Here is a 19,466-nt window from a genome sequence, read left to right on the forward strand (position 1 = left end):
TAGGATAGCAAGAATTAACTTTAATTAAGAATTAAGAATAGCAAATATTAATTTTGGCAAAAGTACCTGATAAATGCAGTGACTCTAAGAATCTCTTGAGGACTGCTGTTAGTGGCAGCGCGGGGTTAGCCAGTGCTGAGTTAAAAAGTAGACTTATGAATTTTTCCACTCTCAGCCGAAACACTTTTAACTCAGCACTCTTTGTACAGAAGGGTTCAGGCAGTCCGCTACCAACTCATTGGCTTATTTGTCGTCAATGGCAACTTGAGGGACTCCCATGCTGTAATTAGTAACACGGGCAGAAAGATTGTAGCTGACTTCGCCGAGTTGCAGAAGCGATCGCAGATAATGCTCTAAGTCTGACCCCACACGGCGCAAGTTGTAGTCCGTGAGGTCTGCGCCACTAGATGCTTCTACTAGTTCATCAAATTTTCGATAAATTTTTTGCAGTGCATCTTCATTCCAATTAAATTCGTTATCTGGGTCAACATCTAAGGTTAAGACTTGTTGACTAGGAACTAGATCGCCATCTCGGTCAATTTCACCTGCAAAAATGCGGATGTGCCGGGTTGTGGACTTGAGCAGCATCGGGTTATCCATAAAAAGGTGTAAGATTTGCGTGGATTACACTGAAATTATTGTAGACCTTATATCCGAGCTTGAATGCTCCCAATTTAAAAGCTTTGAATCCTGTTTTAAAAGGGTATATTGAATGGGCATAAGTAAAAATATCACCTTTACTGATGAGTTTGCTACTTCTGTTATGAGTTGAAGATATATTTAACTGCTAGTACTGACAGTAGTCGAATTATTTTTCTGTAAAAATTAATTGGTAGAGTATTTTCATTTAGTCTACAAATCTGACTTACTGCTAATATTTTTGGACTCAATCAAGCCCAAAACACAGTAGGGCAAGGCACTCAGCATAAATAATTTGCTCTGTGTGCTTTTTTTATAGAGAACAAAAGTTTTGACATTAATAATTATGCCGAGCAATTTATCCTGAATTTTCTATCGCAAAAAACGTACATCAAGTAATTTCACGCAATAGCGCTACATCGACTGCTGGCTTTAAGAAACTCAAAAAAAATCAGCGGTTTTACTTACGTATAAACACCAAAATTAAAGTAACAAGTCAAACTGTTATTGACGTTCACATAAAGTTGATGTAAAAACCTTTAAAAAGGTTGAACAACTTCTTACAGAAACTTTATTGTGTAGAATCTTAAAAACTGAATAATAGTTATGGCTTACCATAAGCTACATCTGGCACAGAAACGTCAAAATCTAGACACTGAAAATCTAGCTTGAAAATACACCACAGGAGAGTGAAATGGAATACAAAGGTGATTGATGAAGAAAAATTCTTAATTCAAGCACTTTGGATTCAAAAGAGATATAAAGAATTTTGCTGGACATCTACCTCCTTACCCTCATAACAACCAAGTAAAGGAATCTCAATAGTTATGAACTCCAAAGCATTACCACGCCAGATAAATAATCTCGAAGTAGGTGTTTATGAGTGTGAAATACATCTCAAATTCCGGTTGATTGAGGAAAAGAGTCTATTGAGCGATCGCGAGCAACTCTTACAGGTGCTACTTGATGCTTTAACCGAAGGTTCTGATGACTTTCTAGAAACGCTCCAAGCGTCCGTTAAAGCCCAGGAGGTATCTGAGTTTAAAGCCTCGCCTCAAATGCGGCGTCAGCTAATGCGCTTGCGTAATGTAGCGGAAAATTCTCCAACCTAAAGGTGTAATTTAATTGGTGAAAAACGTGAATTGGGCATCAAATCAAATGTTGATCCCATACCCCCATTGCCATAAAAACTAAGCAGTCAGTAGATTTCATAAAATATTTTGATTTCTACCTTGTGAAAGTCTTATTTAGCAGCACAAAGTCCCAGGAACAGTTTCCGCTATTAAAAACTTTGTAGCAAAGGGTACTGGTAGAATCTGAAAGCAAATTCAGCCGGGTGCATTTTACCGAGTTTTTATCAAAACATTGCAGAATAATAAAACCCTGTGTCTTTACAGATGGGGAATTGGATAACAGGCGCAAATCAAATGAAAATCTAAAAGACCAAAGTAAAAATAAATAACCTTTCTTTTAGCTTTTTGCTTAAGCTAAGTGCCTGATTTGCTGAAATACTTATGTCTTATCTATTACTGGTAATAGGTAATGGTTTAGCAGCCAGTTAGCTATTATCAATTACCCAGAGGCAAGGGAGATGAGGGAGACAAGTCTCTCTCTTCTTCCTTGTCCACCTTGTCTAAGTTGCGATCTTCTCCATACCCAATACAACTCTTGGAGAGGCTGCGCCAATGGCTTCTCTACGGGACGCTACGACACAAACGCGGTTCTTGAGCGTAGTCGTACCACTTGCCTACGGCATGCTGCGCGAACGTGGAAGCAAGCTACGCGTAGCGTCCCGCAGGGAAGGGCAGTACAAGAATTCCCATCCCTATTTAGCAAGACCGTGTTCCAGAGCAAAACGAACTAACTCTGTACGGCTATTGGTACCGGTTTTACTAAACAAACGGCTGACGTATTTTTCTACATTACGGACGCTGGTTTCTAAGCGACGGGCGATTTCTTTGTTCATCAACCCTTCAGCGACCAAATTTAAAACACTTTGTTCTCTGGGAGTCAAATCAATTTTAAAAGGGGCTGGCGATTGGGAAATGGCATTTCTTTGAGTTAACAATGCTTTAATTTGGGCAATCTGATTGGCTAGTTCAGCAAGATCGGGGGTTTCAGCGTCATCTCCCGTACTCGCAGCCTTAGCAGCGCGGCGGGCTAGCAAATTTTCGACTATAGCCACTAATTCGTCTGGATCGAAGGGTTTGGGTAGATAGGCATCAACACCAGCGTGATAACCTTGGATGCGATCGCCTGTCATACCTTTAGCAGTTAAAAATACTACCGGTAGTGCTTGGAAACGGGGGTCTTCCCGTAGTTGCTTCAGAAACTGATAGCCATCCACTTGAGGCATCATCACATCGGAAATCACTAAGTCAGGTGTATTCAGCTGCATCCATTCCCAACCTTCAAGGGCGTTACTGGCGACTTGAACGCTGAAACCGCTCTCTTGCAAATAGTCTTTCACGGCTTCCCGTATCCCTGGTTCATCATCCACCAGTAACAATTGTGCTGACATTTAAAATTCCCTTAAGTTTACCTTTTTCCAATTTAGCGAAAGTTGACAGGCATTGAACAAAAGGATAGAAGGGAAGATGAACTCCAATCTGGTAGCAAGTTAACCATAATAGTGATAATCAAGACAGGAGAAACTGCAAGATGAATGCTATTACCCTGAACTTAGAACCATTAATCAATCTCACTTCTGAGCAGTTTTATCAGCTATGTCAAGTCAACCCTGATGCTAAACTAGAGCGCACAGCATTGGGAGAATTAGTTGTAATGGCACCAACTGGTGGAGAAACTGGTAGTCGAAACCGCAGACTAACTCAACGCTTGGGAACTTGGACAGATGAAGACGGGACTGGAGAAGCTTTTGACTCTTCAACGATGTTTCAGCTTCCCAATGGAGCTTTACGTTCGCCTGATGCGGCTTGGGTTTATTTAGAGAGGTGGGAAGCACTGGCTCCTGAACAACGAAGAACTTTTTCACCCATCTGTCCTGACTTCGTAGTACAATTGCCCTCTGAATATGATACGCTCAAGTCCCTCCAAGACAAAATGCAAGAGTATATGGAGAATGGTACGCGCTTGGGCTGGCTGATTGACCCTAAAGGAAAGCAGGTAGAAATTTATCGCCAAGGAAAAGAAAAGGAAGTGCTACTTTCACCAAATCAGTTATCGGGGGAGGAGGTACTGCCAGGTTTTGTTTTGGATTTACAAGGAATTCTTTAATAATTTTTACCCTTTAGCGAAAATAGCCGTGCGATCGCGCACAATCCATTGGCTTAAGGTTTCTAATTCAGTAGTACGTCCATAGAAGCGGGAAACGTCGATCGCCTCTCCCCAATCGATATGAGGCGTCAAGGTTGGAGAGGTGTTTGCAGCATTCCATTGTGTTGCTGTGCTGTTCGCGTTCGTAGAGAGCGTCATTACGAATTAGTTAAATAACCCTTACCATTGAGGATTTTCCATAATTAATGCCTCTACTGCCGAGCTATTTAACGGAACTGAGAAAAAATGTCCCTGGCTATATTGACAGTTTAACTTTCTTAGAAGTAATAGTTGCTCTTTTGTCTCTACCCCTTCGGCAAGCACATCCACACCTAGCTTGTGTGCCAAGGCGACAATTATCTCAATAATTTCTAAATTCTTACTATTAATGCCCATCAAACTGATGAAAGAACGGTCAATTTTCAACACACTAATCGGAAAGTTATAAAGACCACCTAATGAGGAATAGCCCGTACCAAAGTCATCAATTGATAACTCAATGCCCATCTCTCGAAGTTGCAAGATTGCGGCAGTTACGTTATTACCATTTTCCACAATTGCGTTTTCAGTAATCTCTAGCATTAAAGTGCCAGCATCAAGGCCAGTTGAGTGCAAAATTTGTCCAATCTGCTCTATCAAATCCGGCTGAGAAAATTGCTTGACGGAGAGATTAACACTAATTTTATCTAGTAATTTAGAACGATGGCATACCCGCCAAACTTGCATCTGGCGGCAGGCTTCATGCAATGCCCATTTGCCAATGGAGAAAATTAGTCCAGTTTCCTCTGCTAGGGGAATAAAATCTGCTGGATTAAGCAGACCACGCTCTGGATGCTGCCAGCGCAATAGAGCCTCAAAACCTATAATAGAGCCACTAGTTAGCGAAACAATCGGTTGGTAATAAACCCGAAATTCTTCGCGTTCAATTGCTCGGCGCAAATCAGTTTCTAACTGCAATCTCGCTAGAGCATCAGCATACATATCTGAGTTGAATAACTCATAACGCGCTCTGCCTAGCACCTTGGCTCGGTACATTGCTGTATCTGCATCCCTCAACAGTTCTTCTGGGTGTTGATAGTCTACTGTCGAACTCAACGCGATGCCAATACTTGCCGTGATGAAGACTTCTTGTCCGTCAAGCTCAAAGGGTAATGTCAGTTCCTTCTGAATCCGTTCAGCGACTTTGATGGCATCTGACATATCCTGGATTCCCTCAAGCAGGATTGTAAATTCGTCTCCCCCAAGCCGTGCTGCTGTATCTATGGAGCGTACACATACTTGTAGTCTACTTGCAATAGCAAGCAGCAATTGGTCTCCATTTAGGTGTCCAAGGCTGTCATTGATCACCTTAAACCGATCTAGGTCGATAAATAGTACAGCATATAGATAATCTGAATGCCGTTTTGAATAATTTATCGCATGTTTTAGGCGGTTCATAAATGCAACGCGGTTTGCCAGACCCGTCAGTGTATCGTGAAAAGCAAGGTGCAGCAGTTGTGACTCGACTCGTTTACGCTCTGTAATTTCATTGAGCAATTTCTGATTTGCTTTTACCAGTTCCGCTGTTCGTTCCGCCACCCGTATTTCTAACTCACTGTAAGCTCGGTACAACATTTCTTCAGCTTGTTTGCGTTCGCTGATGTTGCACAACAGCCAACGCCAGCCAAGGTACTTCTCTTCAAGATCGTATACTACAGACGCTTTCACATTAGCAGGGAAAGGCTTTCCTCTCCGTGGCTGTAAGTGAATTTCCCAGTTCACTATCTCTTGCAAATTGTTTATTTGATAGTTAAAGGACTGGCGGTCTTGTTGACCAATAAAAAGAATTAATGGTTTACCTACTAAATACTTTTGTTGGACACCGAGCAAAGTTGCTGCTACATGGTTAGCCTCTTGGATTATTCCGTGGGTATCAGTTACCAAGTAACCATCTGGAGCAAACTCGAACAAGTCTTGGTAACGTTGGCGCTCTTTCTCTACTGCCGCTCGTGTTACCTTTAACTCCTCGGAAGCTGTCAATAGTTCTTCCATTGCGGTGTTAAGTTCCTCGAAAGCCTCTGTTATCATCTCCTGTTGTGAGTTCAGCTTAGTTCCATAGCATTTTAATAGTTCCTGTATCTGTGAGCATAATTTATCTATTTGTCGATCAAATCCATCCACTTTCATGTTGCTCAACTCACAAAACTATAAAGCGTAAGTGTGAATGAAGAAAGCAGTGGAAACAAACCTCATGCTTTCTTCAAGACTTCAGACGCTATTGAGCAGGCAAGGAGAGAAGGTTACTTGAAAGAGCGGACACTCTATAAATAAATATTAAAGAAGTTGGTTTTTTGATTTACTAATTTATCTTTCAATAATCACGAAGCAATCAAATTTGTGTAGCCTCAATCAACTTTTAGCCATATTTATTGCCAACCAAAGTCCTGAGTGGCAACAAGCCCTACCTACTGAAATTTTTATTTTATTAAATACAAGGTACTAAAGTTCAAAGATTAATAACAGCATATTTGCTTTACCTGCTTTTGCAAATACTTCTTAAGATACATTCGCTTTTGTGAGCTAAGGAAAGCATAAGGTTGTCAGTCAATGCTTTTAGACTGACAAGAACGTTTTTGCTCAAGTGTTACTGAATTCAGGTATGAAAATGATTTTGCGTAATTTCAAAACCTTTCTAGAGACTAGCAATTGCAACGTCTCTATACCAAGATTTACACATCTAAATCAGCAACGCCCTTTTTCTTACTTACAGTCGAGCAATTATCTTGGCATTCTCTGGTAGCTTGGCGTCTCTTTGTCCAGCAGTACGCGCCCTAGCTGTGAACAAACCAATGGGAGTACTTAATAAATCTACAAGGGTGGCTTGGCTAGCGATGCCTGGGGCGGGCTTCACCAAAGCCTTTTTAATATCTCTTGGTACTTCCTTCAATAGCCAACGTGCCAAACGATAGCCGTATTCTCTGGGTGTCATCTCTCGCATTAAATCTACACCGTACAGTTCGTGCAGATAGCGATTTGAGCGTCCATAACGCCGCCATTGACTTTGCAGTTCTTGAAGTGTAGCGCGGTGGCGGTGCTGAACGATCGCATTTGGGGCAAATTCCAAACGCCCGATGTTTTCCCCCAAAATCCGCCAACAAATATCAGCATCACCACCAGTAGTCAGATAGGGACGAAATAAACCCACTTTTTCAAAGGCAATGTGCCGAATCGCCAAATTAGCTGTTTGACCATAGGGACGAAAGGAATGGTTAAGAGTATGCTTTTGCGATAAAGTTTCTTGACGGTCTGCGTGTTGTTCTAGCAGAGTTGTGCCTAGTAGTGCCAAAATTTCACCAGCAACAATTACTACTTCTGCGTTGACAAAAGGCTGAATTAGTGCATTTAACCATTGCGGTTGTGGGCGACAATCTGCATCGGTAAAAACCATAATTTCACCCGTAGCGGCGCGAATACCAGTATTACGAGCAGCGTAGGAGCTTTGAATTTGGGTTTCGCTTAAGGGGCGAATTGTAATTGGGCAATTTTCGGCAGATGTTTTCAGGATGGTGAGAGTGCGATCGCTACTGTTGTTGTCCACCAACAAGTATTCTACCCGGTCTTTTGGGTAAGTTTGAGACAACAGACAATTGATTAACTCTGGTAAATCTGCCTCACCGTTATAAATAGGAACAACCACCGACACCATTGGTAAAAAGCTGGTGGCGGTGGTTGCGTCAACTGGCTGATGATTCATAAATCTGAGATTTTGGAGATGGGATTAATAGCTAGTATTCCCAAACCAAAATCCTGGAACGGCATATTAAGCAGTTTTCATAACTCCAAAAATCTGGATTTGGGAATACTACTATATAAACACCTGGTAACAAATCATTCGCGTCAATTTAAAATTTCAGGTTATCGGCGCGGCTCATGGGTCGAGTCGGTTGATTTGCTGGCGGCTGGGCAAAGTTGTTATTTGATAGAATTGCGATCGCTCGAGCGTATTGGGGATCGCTCTTAGTTCCGATTAAATTTGGATTAGAAGCCAACTGCCGCTCTTGTGCTTCTGTCAAGTCTAGCTTGATATCTGGGGCAATCCCTTTATGGTTAATATCTGTTCCCGCCGGGGTGTAGTAATGGGCTATGGTGACAGCCAAGCCGGAACCATCTGCCAGTTCATGAACTGACTGCACTAGGGCTTTGCCAAAAGTTTGACCGCCTACGACTACCGCCCGCTTATTATCCTTGAGTGCCCCTGTGAGGATTTCGCTAGCACTAGCTGAATTCCCATCCACTAAGACCGCCAAAGGACGATTTGTTAAAGCAGTGCGATTAGCTTTAGTTTCCTCAGTGCCGCCCACACGGTCTACTGTCTTGACAATTCCGCCGTCATTATACCACATCCGAGCAATTTCAATGCTCGCTTGCAACAAACCGCCAGGATTTCCCCGCAAATCCAACACATAAGAATCAACTTTCTTAGTGTTCAAATCGCGGATAGCTCGTTGCATTTGTTCTGCGGCATGGGCGCTAAATTCTCGCAAACGGATATAGCCAACGCGGCGATTCCCTTCTTGCTTGAGGGTATAGCGTACCGTTGGCACTTCAATACTTGCCCTTGTCAGCTTCAAATCAAAGGCAGTTTGGCCTGGGCGTCCCAACCGTAGCTTGATGGGAGTACCCGCTTTGCCGCGGATTAGCTTAGAAGCATCATCCACTTTCATTTTGAGAGTGGGTTTGCCGTCAATTGCCAAAATTTCATCGCCTGCTTTGATCCCAGCTTTCAGTGCCGGAGAATTTTCTATGGCTTCGACAACAGTGAGGCGCTGAGTTTTTTCGTTCACTTCCATCCGAACGCCAATACCAGAGACTTCCCCTGATGTTTGGCTAGTCAGAGCTTCAAACTGTTGTGGATCCATGAACCGAGTGTAAGGATCTCCCAACTTTTGTAAAGCTTCACGGATGGCAGTGTATGCTTCTTCTTTAGAAGAGTAGTCTTTGCTCAACAGGCTTTGCCTGGTTGCTTGCCAATCTTGTTGATTAAATTTACCATCAACATATTCATGATTTACCAGTTGCCAAACTTGGTCAACTATCACTTTTGGGCTGTCTTGTAGGGCTAGAGCAGCACGGACACCACGAGTCCAAGCGGGGCCGAACACGGATATGGTAGCAGTTGTGGCGATCGCTCCACCAATCAAGGCTACTTGGAGCGGTGAGTAACTTTTCGCAGATTGGTTCATGTATACTTAGCTGGAATAATTGTGTTGTTGACAGTTTAGCAATCAGGCTTTCCAGAAATTTTTAAGTTTTTATACCCCAGAATCAACTATGCTCCTTCATCATTTTTATCTTTAAATGATGCCAAAAATGCCGCATTAGTTATTAACAATCATTTCTCAGTTTGTTAGTCTTCTCCGGAAGGCTATACTGAGTATGTGACACTTTAATTAGCGTCATCTTTGCATTCTAGATTACTTTTATAAGATAGCACTTTGCTCACTGAATTGCAGTACTGTTATACAGCAATAAAATCAGTTTTTCTTACTTAAGTCATGAAACGCAAATTTACCATCAAATCATTAATTTCTATTAAAAAAAAATCTGTTAATCTGTGGCAATTGTTACAAAAACTCAGTGGTGGATTCTATCTTGTCCTGGGTGTTTGGCTGATTTTCACTACTATAACCTTACTTTTTGCTTCTTCGCAGCCAATAGATGCCTTCTTTGTGCTGGGTGGTAGTATTCGTCGAGAAACTTATGTTGCCCAACTGGCAAAACAATACCCGCAAACCCCAATTTTAATTTCTCATGGTTCCCCAGATCCGTGTATACGGTTAATTTTTCAGGCGGAATTAGCAGAGGTACAAAACGTTTGGTTAGAAAACTGCGCGAATTCTACCTTTGAAAATTTTTATTATAGTATTCCAATTCTGCGCCGTTGGGGAGTGCATAAAGTCATGTTGATTACTTCGCCCAGTCATTTACCCAGAGCTAAATGGATGGCACAGATTCTTTTGGGCGCTCATGGTATTTGGGTAGAGCCAGAAATTGTTCAAGAATTGGGTATTCCTGGTAATCAGGAATCTTGGACTAAAACTGGATTAGATGTAACACGCAGCTTATTTTGGGCGATTTTAAGTCAAATTATTCAACCGCAATGCTCAAATGTGACAAAGCTTACTGATGTAGATATGCAAGCTTGGGAGCATCGAGGTTTTCATTGCGAACACCAAGGGGGGCTGAGGAGATAACTTACTCGTAATGCGTCCACATCCGAATTATCTTGACTACTTGCTCGGATTCGATGACCTCATATACCAACCGATGCTGTATATTAATCCTACGAGAATAAGCACCGGATAAGTCACCAACCAGCTTTTCATAAGGTGGAGGATTTTGAAAAGGATTTTCTTTAAGGACTGCGAGTAATTCCTCGGCCTTTTCCTTTAAGTTACTAGAAGCTAATTTCTTCGCGTCTTTTTACGCTTGTTTTGTGTAAAGCAACTTCCAACTCGCTCCTTCGGAGTTTGCAAGTGGCTCCTCAGAAGCTTGCTGACTCACCAATCCAACTTCCCATCACATTCTTGGATCGGGGTTGCTAGTCCTTCTTTTATAGATTCTCGCATTCCAGGGAGAGATAATAAGTAAAGAGTCTCCTGAATTGCAGACCAATCTTTTTCTGCAAGCAGAATTGCATTACCGCGATCGCCTCGAATGATCGCAGGTTTACTCTGCTCTGCAACTTGATCGACGATCTCTTGCAAATTATTTTGAGCGTCGTTGACGGGAAACGAAGACATCATAACTTTTTTACTCATGATAACTTTAATTTAGTATAAAAGTTGAGAAACTTACCACATTATCAACGAAGAAGAAGAGGAACTAAAAAGTATTTTGCAATTTGGAACCACGAAGTAGCGATCGCTTTAAAAATTAAGCTATATTTTTGCATAATAAAAGAATCGCAATTAGGCATAGTTTAAGAATTTTTCACTTTTATAAAAATAATTTAGCTATCTGCATGAAATGGGACACTTCGCAGATTTTATATCGAGCTATAGCGAATTTGGTTATTAGGCTACTAAGGGTTGTAGTCCATGTAACTCCAATACTTCAAGCCAACCCAATCTCCATGTTCAGTAAGACCAAACTTGTACCCATATCCAACATCCCAAAAGCAAAACATATATCGTTGAATTTGTTGGAAATTGTTACGCATGAATTGGGTAACAGATTTTTCCGATGAACCTCCATCATACTTAACTTTGAAATAGTAAGGATCGTCATCAAACATCTTTCCTGCTTTTAAGGCAAGTTCGATTGCGATCGCTTCGTCAGAGGAGATTGTGCAAAAAATTTGGTGGTTGTAGATGACGTAATCGTAATACCCGTAACACTCTATCGGCTTTAACTTTACTAGTACCTTACTGATTTTTTCATGTATGTCTCGTGCGACTGGCTTCGTCGATTGACAGGCAGTTAATGAAGCAAGTTCTGGATGGAAAGAGTTCGTGTATCGATTCCAAACCTGATCGGGAACCGTCGGTGCAAGGCAGATCCACTCTAAATCTGAAGTTTGACCAACGATGATAAAAATCTTAAATTCTTGTGCCCAAGAAACGTTAAGGCTCCGATTAATGCTGCGAAGACTGTAGGCTCCAAGGTTTTGTAAGCTGCTTTTGAGAAAATAAGCTAGAGCGTTGTAGTACTGGTTTTGCTGTGATTGCAAATAAGGACTCCAGGAATCATCTTTACGCTCACGCCGAGAAGAAGCGTACTTGTATCCAGGATACTCTTTTGGGTCTGTTGGCATCCCCCGACGTGCTATCCCTTTCCATGTTGCGATCGCTTGATCGAAATCAGTAGTTTGAACAAAGCCTTCGGACAATAATAAATTCCAGCAATTCAGTCCTCCCCTATTCTCTGTATTCCAGACAAACGGCTGACGATTTTCTGTATAATTTCTAAACCGACTAATAAGGTCTTGCGTTTCTGGGTGCATAAATCATCCAGGTGTAAATTTGTGCATTAACAAGCACATTTTAGTGTAATGGCTTGTTTCTAGACATCGCTTCTGCTAATTTTACCCAATGGATAATTAATGCAAAAGTTCCCAATCTTGCAGCATCAAAATAGCATCTCTATACAAAGACAAATCCACGTGATTAACTTCAATTCCCTCTCCGATTCCTTGTAGAAGGGTAATTGTCAATTTTCCTCCCAAATGTTCGCGGAATTCGGTAAGCCCCCTAAACAGACAATGCGGATGGTCTAGTCGATCTAACTGCTCTGTCAATGCCGATACGTACAAGGTAAAGCCTAATTTTTTGAGTGTAGTTAGAACCCTTTGCCACTCTGATTGCAAGAGTTGCCCTGTTAAATATGAATAGGTTGTATCTAAAGCGATGCCGATCGCAACAGCTTCACCGTGACGTAGGCTGTAATTAGTTAAATGCTCTAGTTTGTGAGCAGCCCAGTGTCCAAAGTCTAAAGGACGCGATGAACCCATTTCAAAGGGATCGCCACTACCAGCAATATGCTCTAAGTGCAACTGAGAACAACGATAGATCAGTCTTTCCATTATGTTCATGTCTCGATTAGCCAATTTATCGGCATTAGTCATAATGAAATCGAAAAAATCTGCATCTTTAATCAGCGCTACTTTCACTGCTTCTGCAATACCCGATCGCCAATCTCGATCGTCGAGGCTAGTAAGAAAATCAAAGTCATTCAAGACAGCATAAGGTGGCATGAATGTACCCAAAAAGTTTTTCTTACCGAAGGCATTGATTCCGTTTTTTACTCCTACACCCGAATCATTTTGCCCTAATACTGTTGTCGGTACTCGTAACAGCCGAATTCCTCGATGAGCCGTTGTTGCTGCGTATCCTGCCATGTCTAGGACAGCTCCACCTCCAATTGCTAAGACGTAGGAGTGACGGCATAATCCAGCTGCATTGATCCGTTGATGAATTTGCTCTATAAATCTAGAATCGTTCTTGACTGCTTCTCCACCGGGAACTACTATCGGCTCACCGCTCAGTGTTAATATATCTTCATAACATTGGGCATAGGCTGATAATTTTTTTAATAGCCCATCTTGATACTGTAAAAATCCTCCATCTACCACTGCTAGTACTTGCTTTGGGGTTGTTTCCCCATCTGCGGCGATCGCTTGTGCAAGTAAAGGATTATCTAACTCAAACAAACCTCTAGTGAAGTGAACATCATAATTGAAGCTAACACGGACACATTGGTTAATTGGTTGTAGATTAAGAGCGCTTTTTTGTTGAATAGCCATTTGAATATTATTACTTTTTAAGTACCTGTAAATAAATACACTATTGCAATTAAAATTAACAGCAATATAGACAGAATAAATTCATAACGTAATTCAATATTTAAAGGAACTACTAGACAAATCTATTTACTCAATTAATCATACTCTTGAAGTGTTTCGCCTAATAGATAAAGTTTAAAATAACATGATTTTAAACTTTATTATATTAATGCCTATACTTTATATCTAAGGTTAGTAATGGGGATCATTATTACATAAAATTCTAATTTTTTTCCGTAAGATAATTTGAGGATTTATCTAATCAAAATGGTATCTTTACAGTATCTTCTTTAAAGTCAGGAGATTTTTATAGATTCAGTGAAGTTACAATCCCAGTTAGATATATCTAACTGCTTCAAACCCAAAATATCAGGTTTAGTGCTATATTTTATACTTGGTTGTCACAAAGAAGTTGGGCAACTTATCCTGAATTTATCATGAGTAAAGTAAACAAATTACTGCATCACTGGCTGTTAAAGTCTGTTTCAGAGAAAGCTTTTACTTGGTTGGAACAGAAGCAGGCACAGATTGCTAGCGGCGCTGCTGAGAGAGTGTTTTTTACGGCTTTTAGTGCTGTGCCGCGTTATCTAGGTAAACAGGATTTGCAGCTAACATTCCAAGACTTGGAAGCAGCAGAGGATCTGATTCCCGGCTGGTATCCTGGTAATTGGAGTGTAGATCGAGCAGGTCGCACACTTTTGCTTTTAGCTTTGCCCCACGATGATGCTGAGGGTTATGTGCGATCGCTCGATCGAGTCTTCTCCACTGCCGATATGGGGGAGTTAGTTGTCCTTTATCAAAGTTTGCCGCTTTTACCACACCCAGAGTTACATCGCCATCGTACTGCTGAGGGAATTCGCAGCAATATGAGTAATGTCTTTCAAGCGATCGCACTACGTAATCCTTATCCAGCAAATTATTTAGATAATGCTGCTTGGAATCAGATGATACTGAAGGCTGTCTTTGTCGGCAGTCCGTTGCATCTAATTTGGGGACTAGATCGGCGTGCTAACCCAGAATTGGCCAGGATGTTAGCAGACTATGCCCATGAACGTTGGGCAGCTAAACGCTCAGTTACACCAGAACTTTGGCGACCTGTAGGACGGTTTGCAGATAGTACAATCATCACAGATTTGGAAAAAGTACTGGCTAATGGGGATATACACGAGCAAGAAGCAGCAGCGTTAGCTTGTGCTGAGTCTCCTTTACCCCAAGCGCAAGCATTACTTTCTTATTACCCAGATTTACAGTCATCCATTCAACAAGGTAATCTGACTTGGAGCAGTTTTAGCCGCGATGCCTGCGGCGAGCTGCGCTAAGGCCTCTTTGTTTACAAATAAAAGGGAGTGGCGAGTGGGAATGGGGGAGAAATCAATTCAAAATTAAAGTACTTCTGCCTCCTGCCTTCTGCCTCCTGCCTCCTCTTTCCCAATGCCCAATTATTAAAACCATGATGTTTATCGATCCTCACATTCACATGTGTTCCCGTACTACTTACGATTACTTAGTAATGCGGGAATATGGAATTGTCGCCGTTATTGAACCAGCCTTTTGGTTAGGACAACCCCGAACTAACGCTGGCTCATTTAAAGACTATTTCAGTAGTCTTGTGGGTTGGGAACGGTTTCGTGCTAGTCAGTTTGGCATCCAACACTACTGCACAATCGGCCTAAATCCGAAAGAAGCTAATAACGAAGCGCTAGCAGCTGAAGTTATGGAACTGCTACCACTTTATGCCTGCAAAGAAGGAGTTGTTGCTATTGGTGAAATTGGCTATGACGACATGACAGAGGCAGAAGATAAATACTTTTGTCAACAGTTAGAATTAGCCAAAGAACTCGATACGTTGGTACTAATTCATACTCCTCACCGTAATAAGAAGGTGGGTGCTAGTCGGAGTATGGATCGCTGTATTGAATATGGGTTAGATCCTTCACAAGTAGTTATCGATCACAACAACGAAGAAACTGTTGAAGAAGTATTAGGACGTGGTTTTTGGGCGGCTTTTACGATTTACCCACAGACAAAGATGGGTAACGCCAGAATGGTAGAAGTTGTCCGCAAGTATGGATGCGATCGCATCATTGTAGATAGTAGCGCTGATTGGGGTATTAGCGATCCTTTGGCAGTCCCAAAAACGGCTCAATTGATGTTAGATAGGGGCATTCCTGAAGAACATGTGCGAGCAGTTTGTTATGAAAACGCTCTAGCTGCTTACAGTCAAACTGGGCAGATGAAAGCTTCAGATTGGCTCAATCCTCAATCTATCGATCAACGTCAAATGTTCAGTGGTAATTCTGTGCTACGGGGACAAGAACCAGGAATCAAATCAGTTTCAGATTTTGTGTTGATTGAATAGAAAATTGGCAGTGAGGAGTGTATAAATATCTGGTTAATTTGTAATAAGCGGTTTATTTTGAGAAATACTAGGCACGGAGGCAGATAAGTGAATGTTGCAAGCTTAAATTTTCAAAGCTGGCGGGGTTATCTGGAATTGATGCGTCCTGCTAATATTGTTACTGCGTGGGCGGATATTCTTCTAGGTTTTGCTGCTTCCGGTTCTGGAATTATTTTTACCAAATTAATTAATGGCGAAGCAACTTTTGCCATACTAATTCCATTAGCTTGGTTGTTATTAGCTACAACTGGTTTATACGGAGGTGGGATAGTTTTTAACGATGTTTTTGATGCAGAGTTAGACGCAAAAGAACGACCAAATAGAGCAATTCCCAGTGGTCGTGTATCTCGTCAAAATGCTACTTTATTAGGAAGTATACTATTTGCGATCGGGATTTTAGCTGCTTTTCAAGTATCGTTGTTGAGTGGTGCGATCGCTATTTTTATAAGTCTTTCATGCCTCCTCTATAACTCACTCGCCAAACATCATCCTTTTTTCGGCCCTTTAAATATGGGTTTGTGTCGTGGCAGTAACTTATTATTAGGTGTAAGTTCTGTACCAGAAATAATCGGAGAACGTTGGTATTTAGCGCTGATTCCTATTCTTTATATTGCTGCTATCACCGCAATTAGTCAGGGTGAAGTTCATGGAGGTAAGAAGATTACGGGAGTACTCGCGCTACTACTGATTGCAATAGTTTTGACAGCAGTTTTAGCTTTAGGATTATTAAAAGAGTATACAGCGATCGCAGCCCTACCATTCGCTATTTTCTTAGCTATCAGAATCTTGCCTAATTTTATCAAAGCTGCGCGAGAACCGATAGCCGAAAATATCCGAAATGCTGTGAAAATAGGCGTTTTATCTCTAATAGTCTTAGATGCAACCGTTGCATCTGGTTTTGCTGGTTTGTATTACGGTTTATTCGTTCTAATCTTGCTACCAATTTCGATGAAGTTAGCAAAAGTATTTGCTGTTACTTAAATTTGAATGTATACACCCAGTAATACCATTAATCGGCTGTAGGGGCGCATAGATGTGCGCCCCTAACCATGAATATGTAGCAAGTAGTTTGAGAAATAGTTTAAGTCAAAGAAAACAGATTACATATACAAGGGATAGGGCTAGAAAATGAAAATTACAAAAAATAATAATTTTCACTTAACTTATTGCAGCAATATTCATCCTGGTGAAAGTTGGCTAGAGGTTTTCGCCAATTTAGAGAAGTATATTCCCGAACTCAAATCACGTTTATCGCCTACAGAACCTTTTGGTATTGGTTTGAGGTTAGCAGATGTAGCTGCAAAACAACTTTTAGAAAGTAATAACTTAGCTCAATTCCAAACTTGGCTGAGTCAACAAGATTTATATGTTTTCACCTTAAACGGATTCCCTTATGGCGGATTCCATCGACAAGTGGTAAAAGACCAAGTTTATGCACCAGATTGGTCTACACAAGAACGGGCTAATTATACATTAAACTTGGCACATATTTTAGCTAGTTTATTACCCCAAGGACTTGATGGCGGAATTTCTACACTACCATTATCCTATAAACCTTGGTGGGTAAAAGACCAAGCAACTTTCGAGGCTGTTCTGAAAAAGAGTTGTTTGAACATAGCATCAGTTGTTGTAGAAATGATTCGCATCTCTGAAGAAACAGGCAAGATCCTTCATATTGATTTAGAACCCGAACCTGATGGATTAATTGAAAATACTTCAGAAGTAATTGATTTCTATCAAAATTGGTTATTGCCAATTGGTGGTAATTACTTATCAGAAAAATTAAACATTGAGCAGAATTTAGCAGAAACGAAATTGCTAGAACACGTTCGGGTTTGCTATGACACCTGTCATTTTTCAGTTGAATATGAAGAACCCCAATCTGTGTTTTCGCGTTTTCAATCAGCAGGGATTAAGATTGGCAAAATTCAAATCAGCGCTGCAATTAGAGTAAAAATTCCTGCTGATGTTGAAAAGCGTCGTTTGATAGTTGAACGCTTACGTCCTTTTGCAGAATCTACCTATCTTCACCAGGTAATAGAACGTCGCAGCGATGGTACACTCCATCACTATCCTGACTTAATAACTGCATTACCACATTTAGAGCAATCTCTAGCTGAAGAATGGCGTACTCACTTCCATGTCCCAATTTTTATTCATGATTATCAGATTTTGCAATCTACGCAAGATGATATTGCTACTGTTTTACAATTACTTCAGACAAATGATGCTTGCTCACATTTAGAAATTGAAACTTACACTTGGGATGTATTGCCGTCAGAAATGAAGATAGATTTGCTGACTTCTATTCAGCGAGAATATGAGTGGGTATTAAAAGAATTCGCTGCAAATTAAAAAGTAAATTTATGAAAAAGACAGTTATTCTAAATGTTGTCGGATTAACGCCCAGCTTACTAGGAGAAAACACGCCGTTTTTATCTTCTTGGGCGGCTATTGGGCAAATGGTTCCCATCAAAAAAGTGCTACCTGCTGTAACTTGTTCGGTTCAAGCTACTTATTTAACAGGAAAATTGCCTGATGAACATGGAATTGTCGCTAATGGTTGGTACTTCCGCGATGAGTGTGAAGTGAAATTTTGGCGGCAATCTAATAAACTAGTACAGGCTCCCAAAGTTTGGGAAATAGCTAAATCAATCGATCCAAATTTCACTTGTGCCAACCTTTTTTGGTGGTACAACATGTACTCTACGGCAGATTATGCGATTACGCCGCGCCCAATGTATCCCGCAGATGGGAGAAAATTACCTGATATTTATACCCATCCTAGTGATGTGCGATCGCAAGTTCAATCCGATTTAGGAAACTTCCCTCTGTTCGATTTTTGGGGGCCAAAAACTTCCATTAGTTCTAGCCAATGGATTGCCAATTCTGCAAAATGGATTGAGGAACGCTACAGCCCTACATTATCACTAGTTTATTTACCACATTTAGATTATTGTCTGCAAAAGTTTGGTAACAATCAAACAGAGATTAAAGCAGATTTGCAAGAAATTGATGCTGTTTGTGGCGATTTAATTAAATATTTTGAAGCACGTAATACTCAGGTAATTATTCTTTCTGAGTATGGCATTACGCCAGTTTCTAAAGCTGTGGATATCAACCGTGTACTACGGGAAAATGGTTTAATTGCTGTGCGGGAAGAATTAGGGCGAGAACTGCTCGACTTCGGTGCTAGCATTGCCTTTGCTGTTGCCGATCATCAAATTGCTCATGTATATGTCAACGATCCGGCGTATATCCCGAAAGTGCGATCGCTTTTAGAAGCGACTGAAGGCATAGCCCAGGTATTGGATGAAGAGGGTAAACAAACCTACCATCTCGATCATCCTAGATCGGGAGAGTTGGTAGCGATCGCTCAATCTGACGCTTGGTTTACCTATTATTATTGGCTCGATGATGCGAAAGCGCCTGATTTTGCTAGAACTGTAGATATCCACCGCAAACCTGGTTACGATCCTGTAGAACTTTTCCTCGATCCACAAATAAAATTTCCTCAAGGAAAAATTGCTCTCAAGTTACTTAAGAAACAACTAGGTTTTCGCTACTTAATGGATGTGATTCCTCTGGATGCTTCCCTAGTGCGTGGTTCTCACGGTAATATCACCACTTCTCCAGATGAAGGGCCTTTATTTATCACTCATCAAACTCACTTAGTTAACGAACATCAAATTGAGGCGACAGATGTTTGCTCGTTGATTCTCAAACATTTAAATACCTGAAAGGTAGCATCGAGGCTGTATATTGCCTCTATATCCTCCCAAAATACAAAAAAGTTTATGGTAATTCATAATCATATCGAGTATGATTTAT

Annotated in this window: 17 protein-coding genes and 1 pseudogene; 8 read left to right on the forward strand and 10 right to left on the reverse strand. The window is 41.0% G+C overall.

What is annotated here, in order from left to right; all coding sequences use genetic code 11:
* Positions 1 to 243: 243 nt before the first annotated feature.
* Positions 244 to 600 carry an NAD(P)H-quinone oxidoreductase subunit M gene (locus V7K84_RS17230; protein ID WP_334839779.1) on the reverse strand — a complete coding sequence of 119 codons (357 nt, stop codon included), beginning with the start codon at positions 598 to 600 and terminating at the stop codon, positions 244 to 246.
* 866 nt (positions 601 to 1,466) lie between these two features.
* Between V7K84_RS17230 and V7K84_RS17235 the strand changes: the two genes are divergently transcribed.
* Complete coding sequence (locus V7K84_RS17235; protein WP_094350942.1) at positions 1,467 to 1,751, forward strand: Npun_R1517 family heterocyst differentiation transcriptional regulator; 285 nt, start codon at positions 1,467 to 1,469, stop codon at positions 1,749 to 1,751.
* A gap of 713 nt (positions 1,752 to 2,464) precedes the next feature.
* Here V7K84_RS17235 and V7K84_RS17240 read toward each other — a convergent pair.
* The gene (locus V7K84_RS17240) at positions 2,465 to 3,160 is read right to left on the reverse strand and encodes a response regulator transcription factor (protein ID WP_251959533.1); all 696 of its coding nucleotides are present in this window, start codon (positions 3,158 to 3,160) and stop codon (positions 2,465 to 2,467) included.
* A gap of 140 nt (positions 3,161 to 3,300) precedes the next feature.
* Here V7K84_RS17240 and V7K84_RS17245 point away from each other — a divergent pair, with 140 nt between their 5' ends.
* The gene (locus tag V7K84_RS17245) at positions 3,301 to 3,876 is read left to right on the forward strand and encodes a Uma2 family endonuclease (protein ID WP_334839782.1); all 576 of its coding nucleotides are present in this window, start codon (positions 3,301 to 3,303) and stop codon (positions 3,874 to 3,876) included.
* Positions 3,877 to 3,882: 6 nt separating this feature from the next.
* Here V7K84_RS17245 and V7K84_RS17250 read toward each other — a convergent pair whose 3' ends face one another.
* The 4 genes from V7K84_RS17250 to ctpB all read right to left on the reverse strand — a co-directional run bounded on the left by V7K84_RS17250 (position 3,883) and on the right by ctpB (position 9,137).
* Positions 3,883 to 4,074 (reverse strand): hypothetical protein, encoded by a 192-nt coding sequence (locus V7K84_RS17250; RefSeq protein WP_334839784.1) that lies wholly within the window; start codon positions 4,072 to 4,074, stop codon positions 3,883 to 3,885.
* 21 nt (positions 4,075 to 4,095) lie between these two features.
* Entirely contained in the window at positions 4,096 to 5,982 is a 1,887-nt protein-coding gene (locus tag V7K84_RS17255; RefSeq protein WP_334839786.1) for a sensor domain-containing protein, read from the reverse strand.
* 676 nt (positions 5,983 to 6,658) lie between these two features.
* Positions 6,659 to 7,648: a glycosyltransferase gene (locus V7K84_RS17260; protein ID WP_334839788.1), complete on the reverse strand. Its 990-nt coding sequence runs from the start codon at positions 7,646 to 7,648 to the stop codon at positions 6,659 to 6,661.
* A 148-nt stretch (positions 7,649 to 7,796) separates the two neighbouring features.
* Positions 7,797 to 9,137 (reverse strand): carboxyl-terminal processing protease CtpB, encoded by a 1,341-nt coding sequence (gene ctpB, locus V7K84_RS17265; RefSeq protein ID WP_334839790.1) that lies wholly within the window; start codon positions 9,135 to 9,137, stop codon positions 7,797 to 7,799.
* Between the two features lie 312 nt (positions 9,138 to 9,449).
* On the opposite strand from ctpB, the gene V7K84_RS17270 reads away from it, so the two are divergent.
* Positions 9,450 to 10,148, forward strand: coding sequence for a YdcF family protein (locus V7K84_RS17270; RefSeq protein WP_334839791.1), 699 nt, complete (start codon positions 9,450 to 9,452; stop codon positions 10,146 to 10,148).
* 1 nt (position 10,149) lies between these two features.
* Here the strand turns inward: V7K84_RS17270 and V7K84_RS17275 are convergent.
* The 4 genes and pseudogenes from V7K84_RS17275 to V7K84_RS17290 form a co-directional block, all read right to left on the reverse strand.
* Positions 10,150 to 10,365 (reverse strand): annotated as a pseudogene (locus tag V7K84_RS17275) (Txe/YoeB family addiction module toxin); the annotation flags it as partial.
* An 89-nt stretch (positions 10,366 to 10,454) separates the two neighbouring features.
* Positions 10,455 to 10,715 carry a type II toxin-antitoxin system Phd/YefM family antitoxin gene (locus V7K84_RS17280; RefSeq protein WP_334839792.1) on the reverse strand — a complete coding sequence of 87 codons (261 nt, stop codon included), beginning with the start codon at positions 10,713 to 10,715 and terminating at the stop codon, positions 10,455 to 10,457.
* 263 nt (positions 10,716 to 10,978) lie between these two features.
* Entirely contained in the window at positions 10,979 to 11,899 is a 921-nt protein-coding gene (locus V7K84_RS17285) for a hypothetical protein (RefSeq protein WP_334839794.1), read from the reverse strand.
* Positions 11,900 to 11,995: 96 nt separating this feature from the next.
* The gene (locus V7K84_RS17290) at positions 11,996 to 13,198 is read right to left on the reverse strand and encodes a 3-dehydroquinate synthase (protein WP_334839795.1); all 1,203 of its coding nucleotides are present in this window, start codon (positions 13,196 to 13,198) and stop codon (positions 11,996 to 11,998) included.
* Between the two features lie 476 nt (positions 13,199 to 13,674).
* Here V7K84_RS17290 and V7K84_RS17295 point away from each other — a divergent pair, with 476 nt between their 5' ends.
* The 5 genes from V7K84_RS17295 to V7K84_RS17315 all read left to right on the forward strand — a co-directional run bounded on the left by V7K84_RS17295 (position 13,675) and on the right by V7K84_RS17315 (position 19,375).
* Positions 13,675 to 14,556, forward strand: coding sequence for an EboA family metabolite traffic protein (locus V7K84_RS17295; RefSeq protein WP_334839796.1), 882 nt, complete (start codon positions 13,675 to 13,677; stop codon positions 14,554 to 14,556).
* A 131-nt stretch (positions 14,557 to 14,687) separates the two neighbouring features.
* Positions 14,688 to 15,596, forward strand: a complete 909-nt coding sequence (locus V7K84_RS17300) for a TatD family hydrolase (protein WP_334839797.1) — start codon at positions 14,688 to 14,690, stop codon at positions 15,594 to 15,596.
* Positions 15,597 to 15,683: 87 nt separating this feature from the next.
* Positions 15,684 to 16,616, forward strand: a complete 933-nt coding sequence (gene eboC, locus V7K84_RS17305) for a UbiA-like protein EboC (protein ID WP_334839799.1) — start codon at positions 15,684 to 15,686, stop codon at positions 16,614 to 16,616.
* Positions 16,617 to 16,763: 147 nt separating this feature from the next.
* A complete protein-coding gene (gene eboE / locus V7K84_RS17310) occupies positions 16,764 to 17,990 on the forward strand; it encodes a metabolite traffic protein EboE (RefSeq protein ID WP_334839801.1) in 1,227 nt (408 codons plus the stop codon).
* 11 nt (positions 17,991 to 18,001) lie between these two features.
* Positions 18,002 to 19,375 carry an alkaline phosphatase family protein gene (locus V7K84_RS17315; RefSeq protein ID WP_334839802.1) on the forward strand — a complete coding sequence of 458 codons (1,374 nt, stop codon included), beginning with the start codon at positions 18,002 to 18,004 and terminating at the stop codon, positions 19,373 to 19,375.
* Positions 19,376 to 19,466 lie beyond the last annotated feature (91 nt).

Source organism: Nostoc sp. (assembly GCF_036917315.1).
Classification (GTDB): domain Bacteria; phylum Cyanobacteriota; class Cyanobacteriia; order Cyanobacteriales; family Nostocaceae; genus Nostoc.